General features: G+C 63.6%; 11 protein-coding genes. 6 read left to right on the forward strand and 5 right to left on the reverse strand.

The window, feature by feature from the left end; genetic code table 11:
• The first annotated feature begins 282 nt into the window (after positions 1-282).
• Positions 283-1,449 carry an MFS transporter gene (locus BLQ92_RS21570; RefSeq protein ID WP_090686576.1) on the forward strand — a complete coding sequence of 389 codons (1,167 nt, stop codon included), beginning with the start codon at positions 283-285 and terminating at the stop codon, positions 1,447-1,449.
• 82 nt (positions 1,450-1,531) lie between these two features.
• On the forward strand, positions 1,532-2,689 hold the full coding sequence (locus BLQ92_RS21575; RefSeq protein ID WP_090686577.1) for an MFS transporter: 1,158 nt from the start codon (positions 1,532-1,534) through the stop codon (positions 2,687-2,689).
• A 64-nt stretch (positions 2,690-2,753) separates the two neighbouring features.
• Here the strand turns inward: BLQ92_RS21575 and fahA are convergent, their stop codons facing one another.
• The 3 genes from fahA to BLQ92_RS21590 all read right to left on the reverse strand — a co-directional run bounded on the left by fahA (position 2,754) and on the right by BLQ92_RS21590 (position 6,938).
• Entirely contained in the window at positions 2,754-4,064 is a 1,311-nt protein-coding gene (gene fahA / locus BLQ92_RS21580) for a fumarylacetoacetase (RefSeq protein WP_090686578.1), read from the reverse strand.
• A complete protein-coding gene (gene hmgA, locus BLQ92_RS21585) occupies positions 4,061-5,443 on the reverse strand; it encodes a homogentisate 1,2-dioxygenase (protein WP_244106377.1) in 1,383 nt (460 codons plus the stop codon). Before hmgA ends, fahA begins: the two co-directional genes overlap by 4 nt.
• Positions 5,444-5,582: 139 nt before the next feature.
• A complete protein-coding gene (locus tag BLQ92_RS21590; protein WP_090686579.1) occupies positions 5,583-6,938 on the reverse strand; it encodes an MFS transporter in 1,356 nt (451 codons plus the stop codon).
• A gap of 239 nt (positions 6,939-7,177) precedes the next feature.
• Here BLQ92_RS21590 and BLQ92_RS21595 point away from each other — a divergent pair, with 239 nt between their 5' ends.
• On the forward strand, positions 7,178-8,002 hold the full coding sequence (locus tag BLQ92_RS21595) for an EAL domain-containing protein (protein WP_090686580.1): 825 nt from the start codon (positions 7,178-7,180) through the stop codon (positions 8,000-8,002).
• A 3-nt stretch (positions 8,003-8,005) separates the two neighbouring features.
• Here BLQ92_RS21595 and BLQ92_RS21600 read toward each other — a convergent pair whose 3' ends face one another.
• Entirely contained in the window at positions 8,006-8,791 is a 786-nt protein-coding gene (locus BLQ92_RS21600) for an IclR family transcriptional regulator (protein WP_090686581.1), read from the reverse strand.
• A 106-nt stretch (positions 8,792-8,897) separates the two neighbouring features.
• On the opposite strand from BLQ92_RS21600, the gene BLQ92_RS21605 reads away from it, so the two are divergent.
• Positions 8,898-10,088: an acyl-CoA dehydrogenase gene (locus tag BLQ92_RS21605; protein WP_090686582.1), complete on the forward strand. Its 1,191-nt coding sequence runs from the start codon at positions 8,898-8,900 to the stop codon at positions 10,086-10,088.
• A gap of 235 nt (positions 10,089-10,323) precedes the next feature.
• Here the strand turns inward: BLQ92_RS21605 and BLQ92_RS21610 are convergent, their stop codons facing one another.
• A complete protein-coding gene (locus BLQ92_RS21610; RefSeq protein WP_090686583.1) occupies positions 10,324-10,962 on the reverse strand; it encodes a peroxiredoxin in 639 nt (212 codons plus the stop codon).
• Between the two features lie 342 nt (positions 10,963-11,304).
• Here BLQ92_RS21610 and BLQ92_RS21615 point away from each other — a divergent pair, with 342 nt between their 5' ends.
• Positions 11,305-11,607 (forward strand): ElaB/YgaM/YqjD family protein, encoded by a 303-nt coding sequence (locus BLQ92_RS21615; RefSeq protein ID WP_007584918.1) that lies wholly within the window; start codon positions 11,305-11,307, stop codon positions 11,605-11,607.
• Between the two features lie 114 nt (positions 11,608-11,721).
• Entirely contained in the window at positions 11,722-12,108 is a 387-nt protein-coding gene (locus tag BLQ92_RS21620) for a phage holin family protein (RefSeq protein WP_090686584.1), read from the forward strand.
• The last annotated feature ends 2 nt before the right edge of the window (positions 12,109-12,110 follow it).

Raw genomic sequence — 12,110 nt, forward strand, 5'->3', positions numbered from 1 at the left:
TGCCTGATGCCTGATGCCTGATGCCTGATGCCTGATGCCTGATGCCTGATGCCTGATGCCTGATGCCTGATGCCTGATGCCTGATGCCTGATGCCAGCAAAGCATAGGCAAACGGTGCGGTCGGCCGTTCAACGAAAAACAACATCTCGGTTGCTCCACTGCAGATGCATTTTGGCTTAGGTACAATCCCTTACATATTTGCCCTGCCTGCGCCCGCGCTCTCGCTCCGAAAACGCGCGCCGGCCACGCGCCCCGCGCGGACTTCGCACCGATCTCCCCATCATGCCTTTGCCTCTGCTTGCCCTTGCCGTAGCCGCGTTTGGAATCGGTACCACTGAATTCGTCATCATGGGTTTGCTGCCCGATGTGGCGCGCGACCTGGCCGTCTCGATCCCGGCGGCCGGCATGCTGGTATCGGCCTATGCCCTCGGCGTGACGATTGGCGCGCCGATCGTCGCCATTGCCGTGGCCAATATGCCGCGCAAGAAGGCGCTGATGAGCCTGATCGGTGTGTTTATCGTCGGCAATCTGCTGTGCGCGATCGCCCCCAACTACGGCGTGCTGATGGCTGCGCGGATCGTCACGGCGTTTTGCCACGGCGCCTTCTTCGGCATTGGTTCGGTGGTCGCAGCCGGTCTTGTGGCGCCGAACCGGCGTGCCCAGGCAATCGCCCTGATGTTCACCGGTCTCACGCTTGCCAACGTGCTCGGCGTGCCGCTCGGCACCGCGCTCGGTCAGGCCGTCGGCTGGCGCGCGACGTTCTGGGCAGTGACCGTCATCGGCGTGTTGGCCGCCGGCGCGCTGGCGGTTTGCCTGCCCGCGAAGATCGAGATGCAGAAGGCCAGTCTGGTGCGCGAATTCAGTGTGCTGAAGAACCCGCAGGTACTGATGGTGCTCGGCATCAGCGTGCTCGCATCGGCCAGCCTGTTCTCCACCTTCACCTACATCACGCCGATCCTCGAGGACGTCACCGGCTTCACGCCGCATGCGGTCACGCTGGTGCTGCTGTTGTTCGGCCTCGGCCTGACGGTGGGCAGCACGCTCGGCGGCAAGCTGGCCGACTGGCGCCTGATGCCTTCGCTCGTGGCGTTCCTGCTGGCCATCGTGGTGATCCTGACGATCTTCGCCGGCACGATGCATTCGGCGCTGCCCGCGATGATCACCATCTTCGCGTGGGGCGTGCTCGCTTTCGCAATCGTGCCGCCGCTGCAGATGCTGATTGTCGACCGCGCGAGCCATGCACCGAACCTCGCCTCGACGCTCAATCAGGGCGCCTTCAATCTGGGCAACGCCACCGGCGCGTGGCTCGGCGGCATGGCGATCGGCGCAGGTGCGCCGCTCACGACGCTGCCGTGGGTCGGTGTCGCAGCGGCTATCGGCGCGCTTGGTTTGACGCTGTGGTCGGCTTCGCTGGAACGCCGTGCACCGCGCGCTGCCGTTCCTGGCTGAACCTCACCGCAACGCTAACATAGCGACCCGCGTCGCTATGTCAGGGTGCATATGACACACGGGCGGTGTAGCATCTCGCCCGATGAAAGTCATCTTCACACGCGATTTTCTCGCACTCATTCTTAGCGTCGCGGTAGTCGGACTCGGCAGCGGCGCCACTCTTCCCCTTACCGCACTGGCGCTGACACAGGCTGGCTATGGCACCGACGTGGTCGGCCTGCTGACCGCTGCGCAGGCCGGCGGCGGACTCCTCGTGGTGCCGCTGGCCGGCTGGATCGCGGCGCGCTTCGGCGGCCGGCAAGTGATTGTCGGCGCGGTGCTGGTGGTCGGCATTGCCACGGCGCTCATGCAGTTCAGCACCAACCTGCTTGTTTGGGGTGTGCTGCGCGTCTTGTGCGGCGCGGCGCTGATGCTGCTATTCACGATCGGCGAAGCATGGGTCAACCAGCTCGCCGACGATGCCACACGCGGCCGCGTTGTCGCCATCTATGCGACCAACTTCACGCTATTCCAGATGGCCGGGCCGGTACTCGTCAGTCAGGTGGCCGATTTCACCGCGTGGCGCTTTCTGCTGTGCGGCGCGCTCTTCATGCTGGCGCTGCCGGCACTCGCGGCGATCCGCTCGGCGCCCGCAGCCTCCGCTGAAGAAGAGGTCCACGGCGGCTGGCGCCAGGTGCTGCCGCTGATGCCCGCGCTCGTGATCGGCACGGGCTTCTTTGCGCTGTTCGACACCATCGCGTTGTCGCTGATGCCGCTCTTTGCGATGGCGCACGGCATCTCCGGCGAGGTAGCCGTGCTGTTCGCCTCGGCGCTGCTGCTCGGCGACACCACGATGCAATTTCCGATCGGCTGGCTGGCGGACCGGCTCGGCCGCGAGCGCGTACACATCGGCGCCGCGATGGTCGTGGTGCTGCTTTTGCCGCTGCTGCCGTGGGCGATCTCGTCGCCGTGGCTGTGCTGGCCGTTGCTGTTCGTGTTGGGTGCGGCGGCGGGGTCGATCTACACGCTGTCGCTGGTGGCCTGCGGCGAGCGCTTTCGCGGCGTGGCGCTGGTGTCGGCCAGTTCGCTGGTGGGGGCGTCATGGAGCGCGGCGAGCTTCGGCGGACCGCTGATCGCCGGAACGCTGATGAAGAGCGTCGGCAATGACGCGATGATCGGCGTGCTGCTGGTCAGCGCGCTCGCGTTTCTGGCGGCGGTATGGTGGGAAAAGCGGCGTGGTTCGGTGCAGGCGCTACAGTGACGATGAACGCGCGCGCAGCGTTTTTAAGGGGGCGCCGCTTTGCAGCCACGCCCCTCTCTTCACCTTACTTCTGCGCCGGCAAAATCTCGCCCACGCACGTGCCGAAGCCGACCCGGTAACCATCACCCTGGCACCATCCGGCAAGCGTCAGTTCGTCGCCGTCCTCGATGAAGGCGCGCGTCCCGCCCTCCTTCAACTCCAGCGGATTCTTGCCGTTCCACGTCAGTTCCAGCAGGCTGCCGTAGGAATCTTCGGTCGGTCCGCTGATGGTCCCCGAGCCCATCAGGTCGCCCACCCGCGTATTGCAGCCGGACACCGTGTGGTGCGCGAGCTGCTGCGCCATGGTCCAGTACATATGCCGGAAGTTGGTGCGCGCGATCGTGCTTGCCTGCTGCGCATGCTGAGGCCGCAGTTTGACTTCCAGCGCGATATCGAACGCATGCGCGCCGTCATGCAGCAGATACGCGAGCGGCTGCGGCTCCTGCGCCGGTTGCGCGACGCGGAACGGCTCGAGGGCGTCGAGCGTAACGATCCACGGCGAAATGGTGGTGGCGAAAGTCTTCGCATTGAACGGCCCGAGCGGCACGTATTCCCATTGCTGAATGTCGCGCGCGCTCCAGTCGTTGAGCAGCACCATGCCGAAGATGTGGTCCTCGGCATCGGCGCAGCCAATCGGCTCGCCAAGCGCATTGCCGCGCCCGATGACAAAGCCGGTCTCCAGTTCGATATCCAGCTTGCGGCACGCGCCGAATACCGGACGCTCGTGGTCGGGCAGCTTCAACTGGCCGCTGGGACGCCGCACCGGCGTGCCGCTCACCACCACCGACGAGGCCCGGCCGTTGTAGCCGATCGGCATTTCGGACCAGTTCGGCAGCAAGGCGTTCTTAGGATCACGGAACATCGAACCGACGTTCGTCGCGTGTTCCTTCGACGAGTAGAAGTCCGTGTAGCCGGGAATCTGCACCGGCAGGTGCAGCGTGGCGCCGGCCAGCGGCGCGAGCGCGCGTTCGCGCAAGGTGGCGTCGTCGCGCAGCGTGGCGGTATCGCGGGAGAGCAGGCTGCTCAACTGGATACGCACGCTGCGCCAAGCATCGCGGCCCAGCGCGATGAAATCGTTGAGCGTGTCGCGCGCGAACACCTCCTGGCTTGCCGCCCCGCCCGTGAGGCGCAGCAGACCGGCGGCTTGCAACACCGCCAGATCGGCGATGCGATCGCCGATCGCCACGCCCACTCGCGGCGCCGCGTTGCGCGCGTCGCTGAAAATGCCGAACGGCAGGTTCTGGATCGAAAAATCACAGGTGGGATCGTTCGCGGCTTCGATCCAGCTTTTGCGCGACGCGTCGAGGGTCGCCTGAAGATCGCTCGATGCGTTCATCGTTGCTCCGGGTTGAAGTGTTTCTTGAGGCCCTGCCAGCACTCGTAGTAATGCGCCTGCAGTTGCGCCGTTTCCAGCGCGAAGCGGGTCGGCTTGATCAGCGTGCGGGTTTCGAACATAAAGGCCATCGTGTCGCCGACCTTGTGCGGCTTCGAGGTGTCGCTGTGCGAGGCCTTCTCGAAGGTGTCCGCATCCGGACCGTGGCCCGTCATGCAGTTATGCAGGCTCGCGCCTCCCGGCAGAAAGCCCTCGGCCTTCGCGTCGTAGACGCCGTGCACGAGGCCCATGAACTCGCTCGCCACGTTGCGGTGGAACCAGGGCGGGCGGAAGGTGTTCTCAGCAGCCAGCCAGCGCGGCGGGAAAATCACAAAGTCGATCGTGTCGACACCTGGCGTATCGCTTGGCGAATGCAGCACGAGGAAGATCGACGGATCCGGATGATCGAAGCTGATCGAGCCGATCGTGTTGAAGCGGCGCAGGTCGTACTTGTAGGGCGCGTAGTTGCCGTGCCACGCAACCACGTCGAGCGGCGAATGGCCGATGTCGGCGCGCCACAGGTTGCCGTTGAGCTTCGCCACCAGTTCGAAGGCGCCCTCGCGGTCTTCGTACCAGGCATGCGGCGTGAGGAAGTCGCGCGGATTGGCGAGACCGTTCGAACCGATCGGCCCGAGGTCCGGCAGGCGCAGCAATGCGCCGAAGTTCTCGCAGATATAGCCGCGTGCTGCACCGTCGGGCAGCGAAACGGAGAAACGCACGCCACGCGGGATCACGGCGATCTCGAACGGCTCGACGTCGATCAGTCCGAATTCCGTTGCGATGTGGAGGCGCCCTTCCTGAGGCACGATCAGCAGTTCGCCATCGGCACTGTAGAAGAAGCGGTCCTGCATCGAACGGTTGGCGGCGTACAGGTAAATCGCACAGCCGCTCATTGCTTCGGCCGAACCGTTGCCGGCCATCGTCACCCAGCCGTCGATGAAATCGGTCGGCTCGGTGGGCATTGGCAGCGGGTCCCAGCGCAACTGGTTCGGTGGCGTCGGCGGCACCTCGTGGAAGTTCGCCACCAGCCGGTGCGAAGGCAGCGCCGTGAACGGCTGATGCACCGCCGCCGGACGGATCCGGTACATCCAGGAACGGCGATTGTGGCTGCGCGGCGCGGTAAAGGCCGTGCCCGACAGTTGTTCGGCGTACAAACCGTATGCCGCACGCTGCGGCGAGTTGCGGCCCTGCGGCAGCGCGCCCGGCAGCGCTTCCGTAGCGAACTCGTTGGCGAAACCCGACTGATAACCAGGCTCGATGTCGGACCGCCCGCGGCGTTCTGCACGATGACTTGCCTGGTCCTCTGCTGCCAGACTCGCGGGCTTGTGTGTGGTGTTATCCATCCAGATTCTCCGTTGAAACGCCGGCCCTTTTTGAGGTCGCTTTAGGGCCGCTTCAAGGCCGCTTGAGGGCCGCTTTTTGGCCGTTCTTAAGCCGCTTATGGCCGCTCGCGGGCCGTCTTCAGGTGTTCAAAGCGTTTTCTCAGACCGCTTGCGCCGTCGTGTTGCCGCGTTGCCGGGTGGCTCCTGCCAGCGCGATCACCAGCAGCGCCGAGCACAGCACCGGTACGGCGGCCGCATGAAAGAGTGCTGCGTTCGACCAGTTGAGCGCAATCAGTTGCCCGCCGACCAGCGGTCCGATCACCGAGCCGATCCGGCCAATGCCCAGACTCCAGCCGATGCCGGTCGAGCGCAGCGTGGTCGGATAGAAATGGCCAGCGAGTGCATTCACGGCCGGCTGGCCGCCGACCACGCAGAAGCCGCCGGCGAACACGACGATCAGGAGCCACGGCAGTGCATGGGCAAGCGTGCCGATCATGCCGACCGTCACGGCGGCGCCCACGAAACACACGAACAGCACCCGCACAAAACCGAAGCGCTCGATAAACCAGCCCAGCAGCAGCGTGCCCACCACGCCACCGGTCTGCAGCACGGTGCCGACGATCACCGCGGTGGCAGGCGTATAGCCCGCTTCGTGCATGACGGTCGGCAGCCAGTTCGACAGGAAGTACAGATCGATCAGGTTCATGAAACTGATGGCCCAGAGGATCAACGTGACCGGAGTGCGGCCAGCGCGGAACAGCTCGGCCACCGGGGCCCCGCCGCTCGCCTTTTCGCGCACGACGAGGCGCGTATCGGCGCCGATCGGCAGGCTTGGGTCGAAGCGGCCGAGCCAGCGCAAGGCGCGCTCATGACGGCCCTTGAGCACCAGAAACTGCAGCGATTCCGGCAGCGCAACCAGCATCGCGAAGGCGAGCAGCAGCGGCACCGTGCCGCCGACCCAGAACACCGCGCGCCAGCCGTACGACGGAATCAACGCCGCACTGATGAAGCCGCCCAGCGCCGCACCGAGCGTGAAACCGCACGACACCAGCATCATCCGCTTGACGCGGTGCGCGGTGCTCGAGAATTCGCCGACCAAGGCCATCGCGTTCGGCATGATGCAGCCGAGCCCAAGACCGGTGATGAAGCGCAGCGTGAGCAAGGCCGGAATCGTCGTCACGAACGGCGTCGCCAGCATGGCGAGCGCGAAGAACAGCGTCGCGCCGATCAGCACCGGGCGCCGGCCAATCTTGTCCGCCAGCACCGACAACCCCAGCGCCCCCAGCAGCATGCCGAACAGGCTCGCGCTGAACACCGGGCCGAGCGCCGCCTTCGACACATGCCATTCACCGATCACGCTCGGCGCGACGTAGCCCATCGCTTGCGCGTCGAAGCCGTCGATCACGAGGCACAGGCCGCACAGCAACAGCAGCAGCAACTGAAAAGCCGGGTGATGCGTTTCGCCGAGCACGCGCTCGACTTCGATCACGTTGCCGGATGCGGGTTGGGCATTCATTGAGTCGTCTCCTCGTCCTGACCGGTGCGAACGGATTCGCCACCGCAGTTATTTTGCGATTTACGAATAGTAAAACTAATTATGGATAGTGAAATTAACGTTAACCCTGGATCTCCGTGCGAACCCCGATATCGTTATCAGCAATTAGTTCATGTAAGCGCGGTGCGGACTGCTACCATCGATAGATGCGGCCAAACGCCGTGCTTCGATGCGCGAACGACGCGCCACAACAGCCACTCATGATTCCGCAGACCGTCCCGCAACTCGTCGCCCGTGCAGCCGAACACCCGTTTCTCGGCGAGCATCTGGCGTTGGGCGAAGGCATCCATCACGACATCGCCGTCGCCCGTTTCGACGGGCTCGAACTCGCCAGCGCCTACGAGCCGATCTTCGATATCAGCGTGCATGCGCTCGCCCAGTCGCTGTCTTCCTCGCCAGATAGCGCGGAGCGCTTTGGCGATGAGCTGGGGTTCCAGGCGGTGACGCAGCGCCTCGACGGCGAACCCTTCGACCCGTTCGACCGCGTCGAAGACGACCCGCAACTGGTGGCGCTGGACCGTATGTCGCGCACGCTGCACGCGATCAATTTCTTCGGTGCGCAACGTCATGGCCTGCTGTTCCTGCGGGTCCACGAGCGCTTGCTGAAAAGCGTGAAGTACGACCACGGCCGGCACTTCTCGACCGTGCTGGTTTCGTTTGGACTCAATCCGTCGCGGATCGTGATTGAATTGCCGGCTGCCGCGGTGGCGCACCGCACCTTTCTCGGCTATCTGACCAAGAGCTATCAGCGCTATGGGTTCAAGGTGGCGGGCAATCTGCCGAACGCCGGCCAGATCCTTTCGGTGTCCGACATGGCGCGGCTCGACTTCATCAAGATGGATGCGGGCCTCGCCCTGCGCGATGCGATGGTGAAGCCGCTAGTGGGCTATGCGAACCGCTTGCGGATTCCGCTGATCTTCAACCGGGTGGCAAGCGAAGCGCAGTTCGACTTGCTGCAGCAGTACGACGTGCGCTTCGTGCAAGGGCCGCTGTTTGCGGTGCATAGCCACGATGGGGCGGTGTGAGATTCAGCCCGTATCGCCCAGCCGGCGCGCCAGCGCCTTAAGGCGCGGCCCGACATTCTCGCGAAACACCTCTTCCCCCATCGACGACGCCGGCCCGCTGCAACTGAGCACCAGCCAGCGCCCCTCGCGCGGCTCGCGAAACGGTACCGCGACCGCGTTCACATCGTCGTTCCAGTCACGAAACGAGTAGCAGCAGCGTTCCTGTGCGAACGCCTCGATTTCCTTCTCTGCGTCCGCCACCAGCGCGGCGCCCTGCTTGCCGGCAGCCTTCTTCAACTCGACAAGCAAAGCCGCGCGCACGTCGAGCGGCTGCACCGCCAGATACGCACGTCCCATCGAACTGGTGAGCATGGACAGCTTCGAACCCGACGCCAGGCCCAGTGTGAGCGCCGTCTCGCTGCGGATCGTCTCCAGATAGATCATGTCGAGCCCGTCCCGGCAGCCCAGCGACACGGCGGCCCCCACCTCGCGCGCGAACGTGCGCATATGCGGCCGCGCGAGTTCAAGCGTATCGGTGCCGGATAGCAGCGCGAAGCCAAGTGACAGCACCCCGGCGTCGAGCGCATATTTGCCCAAGGTTTCGTCGAGGCGCAGGTATCCCAGCACCGTCAACGTATAAGCCAGACGATTGACCGTAGCCTTCGGCAAGCCCGTGCGTTCGACGAAGTCGCGATTGCCGAGCATCGTCTCGCCGGGACGGAACGCGCGCAGCAGGTCAAGGCCACGGGCTAACGCGACCACAAATTTGCGCTCGTCGAGCGGATCGAGGGGAGTGGATGCAGGCGTCATAGGGTGCTACACTCAAGTCTGATTTGCAAAACATTGTTCCGCACAGCGGAATTCAAGTCAAGTCTTTCTTCAAGTCATACGAGATTCGATTCAGGAGATACGCATCATGGCCGACGCCGCGCAGTTTCACTGGGAAGATCCGCTGTTGCTCGATCAGCAGCTCACCGAAGAAGAACGCATGGTGCGCGAAGCCGCCGCAGCCTATGCGCAAGACCGGCTGCAGCCGCGCGTGCTGGAAGCGTTCCGCCATGAAAAAACCGACATCGAGATCTTCCGCGAAATGGGCGAGCTCGGCCTGCTCGGCCCGACCATTCCTGAGGAATACGGCGGCCCGGGCCTGAACTACGTGAGCTACGGCCTGATCGCGCGTGAAGTGGAACGCGTCGATTCCGGCTACCGTTCGATGATGTCGGTGCAGTCGTCGCTGGTGATGGTGCCGATCTACGAATTCGGCTCGGATGCGCAAAAGTCGAAGTACCTGCCGAAGCTCGCCAGCGGCGAATGGATCGGCTGCTTTGGCCTGACCGAGCCGAACCACGGCTCCGATCCGGGCAGCATGGTCACGCGGGCGAAGAAAGTGGACGGCGGCTTCTCGCTGTCGGGCACGAAGATGTGGATCACCAACTCGCCGATCGCCGACGTGTTCGTCGTGTGGGCCAAGCTCGAAGAAAACGGCAAGGACGCGATTCGCGGCTTCATTCTCGAGAAGGGCTGGAAAGGCCTGTCCGCGCCGACCATTCACAGCAAGGTGGGCCTGCGCGCCTCGATCACCGGCGAGATCGTGATGGATGAAGTGTTCGTGCCGGAAGAGAACATGCTGCCGAAGGTCAGCGGCCTCAAGGGCCCGTTCACCTGCCTGAACTCGGCGCGCTACGGCATCGCCTGGGGCGCGCTCGGCGCGGCTGAAGCCTGCTGGCATACGGCGCGCCAATACGTGCTGGACCGCAAGCAGTTCGGCCGGCCGCTCGCCGCCAACCAGTTGATCCAGAAGAAGCTCGCCGACATGCAGACCGAGATCACGCTCGGCCTGCAAGGCGTGCTGCGCCTCGGCCGCATGAAGGACGAAGGCACGGCGGCCGTCGAAATCACCTCGATCATGAAGCGCAACTCGTGCGGCAAGGCGCTGGACATTGCCCGGCTCGCCCGCGACATGCTCGGCGGCAACGGCATTTCGGACGAATTCGGCATCGCTCGACACCTGGTGAATCTGGAAGTCGTCAACACCTATGAAGGCACGCACGACATTCACGCGCTGATTCTCGGCCGCGCGCAAACGGGGATTCAGGCGTTTTTCTGATTCCCCAAAACAACAACCCCACAGTCCGCTAAGGCGCCCGGGGGGATGTGTTTTGACCGGTTGAAGCACTGAAGTGCCGGCGCCCCGCAATGCAAAAGGCCAACCCTCTGTGGTTGGCCTTTTGCATTGCGGGAGCGCTCCGGGTTGTTGCTCCGGGTTGTTGCTCCGGGTTGTTGCTCCGGGTTGTTGCTCCGGGTTGTTGCTCCGGGTTGTTGCTCCGGCTCGTTGCGCCGGCTTACTTGTTCGGCTGCGGCGTGAGGCGCAGATACGGACGCAGCGCCTTGTAGCCCTTCGGGAATTTCTGCTTGATCACTTCCTCGTCCTTCAGCGACGGCACGATCACCACGTCGTCGCCATGCTTCCAGTTGCCCGGCGTGGCGACCTGATAGTTGTCGGTGAGCTGGAGCGAGTCGATCACGCGCAGTACTTCGTCGAAGTTGCGGCCCGTGCTGGCCGGGTAGGTAATGGTCAGACGCACCTTCTTCTTCGGGTCGATGACGAACAGCGAGCGGACCGTGAAGGTCTCGCTTGCATTCGGGTGAATCATGTCGTACAGCTGCGAAACCTTGCGGTCGCCATCAGCAAGAATCGGGAACCCGACACTGGCGGCTTGCGTCTCGTTGATGTCCTTGATCCATTCCTTATGCGACTCCGCGCTGTCCACCGACAGGGCGATCGTCTTCACATTGCGCTTTTCGAATTCGCCGGCGAGCTTGGCGGTCAGACCGAGCTCAGTGGTGCAAACCGGCGTGAAGTCCGCCGGATGTGAAAACAACACGCCCCAGCTATCGCCCAGCCATTCGTGGAACTTGATGCGGCCAATGCTCGAATCCTGTTCGAAATCCGGTGCGATATCGCCAAGACGTAGACTCATGTTGCAGCTCCTTAGTATGGTTGGACGGTCCGCGGAGGCTCCCGCCTCGCGGCACTCCGCAAATTTAGAGCATACGGGAGCGCGCGTACACCGCGAACCAACATCGCTTCACAACTTTATGCGTTTTTGTAATTTTCGTTGGAATGGAGGAAACTTTACGGGACAGATCAACTCCATCATGATCGGGGTTTGCCATGCGTCGGTGCTGGGCGAGAGCGCCCTGGGCAGCGGCGGATCGACCGGGAATGGTTCGTGCGTTCGTTTGCTTATAACTGCTGCGCTCGCCACTGGGCGTTTCTTTGGTTACGATTCACGCATGCCATACCTAGATGGGAGCTGTAAATGTCGGAAGTCAACAAGGAGAGATTGATGTCGGATATCAAAACCGTCCTCGCGGACGCTGAAGACCTGCTGAAACAGGCCGCGAGCGCCACCGGCGAACGCGCTTCCGAACTGCGTGAAACGGCGCTCTCGCGCCTGAAACAGGCCAAAGAGAAGGCGGCTGACGTGCAGGTGGTGGTGGTCGAGAAAGGCAAGAAGGCTGCCCGTGCCACGGATGACTACGTGCACGAGCATCCTTGGGCTTCGATCGGCATCGCCGCTGGTGTCGGCGTACTGGTCGGCCTGCTGATCAATCGCAAGTAAGAATGGCTGGTACTGCCGGGTGGTTTTCCCGGCATGCCGCTGACACGGGTTGACCGGTGCCTGTCTGGCCGGTCCGCTTCTTCTGGCGCATCTCACGCGCAACGCGCTCAAGCCATGACGATCGACAATCAATCGAAGCGCGCGGATCACAGTCCCTTGCGCCGCCTCATCAGTTCCGTGTTCTCGATTCTGCAGACACGGCTTGAACTGATCGGCATCGAACTGGCGGAGGAAAAAGACCGCCTGCTGGGCGTGCTGTTTCTCGGACTTGCCGCGATGATGCTGGCCACCATGGCCTTGATCGCGCTCACCGCGCTGGTCGCCATCGCGTTCTGGGACACCTACCGGTGGCAGTCGCTCGCCGGCATTACTGCCGTCTATGCGATCGCCGCAGTCATCTGCGCGCTGAAGGCGCGCAGCGGTTTGCACAGCGCACCCATGGTGTTCGAAGCAACGCTTGCCGAGTTCGAGAAGGATCGCGAGATCTTCCACAAACCGTGACA

It is taken from the genome of Paraburkholderia phenazinium (genome assembly GCF_900100735.1).
Taxonomy (GTDB): domain Bacteria; phylum Pseudomonadota; class Gammaproteobacteria; order Burkholderiales; family Burkholderiaceae; genus Paraburkholderia; species Paraburkholderia phenazinia.

Coding starts and splice junctions, on each gene's coding strand:
- BLQ92_RS21570 (WP_090686576.1), top strand. CDS start 283: ATGCCTTTGCCTCTGCTTGCCCTTGCCGTAGCCGCGTTTGGAATCGGT.
- BLQ92_RS21575 (WP_090686577.1), top strand. CDS start 1,532: ATGAAAGTCATCTTCACACGCGATTTTCTCGCACTCATTCTTAGCGTC.
- fahA (WP_090686578.1), bottom strand. CDS start 4,064: ATGAACGCATCGAGCGATCTTCAGGCGACCCTCGACGCGTCGCGCAAA.
- hmgA (WP_244106377.1), bottom strand. CDS start 5,443: ATGGATAACACCACACACAAGCCCGCGAGTCTGGCAGCAGAGGACCAG.
- BLQ92_RS21590 (WP_090686579.1), bottom strand. CDS start 6,938: ATGAATGCCCAACCCGCATCCGGCAACGTGATCGAAGTCGAGCGCGTG.
- BLQ92_RS21595 (WP_090686580.1), top strand. CDS start 7,178: ATGATTCCGCAGACCGTCCCGCAACTCGTCGCCCGTGCAGCCGAACAC.
- BLQ92_RS21600 (WP_090686581.1), bottom strand. CDS start 8,791: ATGACGCCTGCATCCACTCCCCTCGATCCGCTCGACGAGCGCAAATTT.
- BLQ92_RS21605 (WP_090686582.1), top strand. CDS start 8,898: ATGGCCGACGCCGCGCAGTTTCACTGGGAAGATCCGCTGTTGCTCGAT.
- BLQ92_RS21610 (WP_090686583.1), bottom strand. CDS start 10,962: ATGAGTCTACGTCTTGGCGATATCGCACCGGATTTCGAACAGGATTCG.
- BLQ92_RS21615 (WP_007584918.1), top strand. CDS start 11,305: ATGTCGGAAGTCAACAAGGAGAGATTGATGTCGGATATCAAAACCGTC.
- BLQ92_RS21620 (WP_090686584.1), top strand. CDS start 11,722: ATGACGATCGACAATCAATCGAAGCGCGCGGATCACAGTCCCTTGCGC.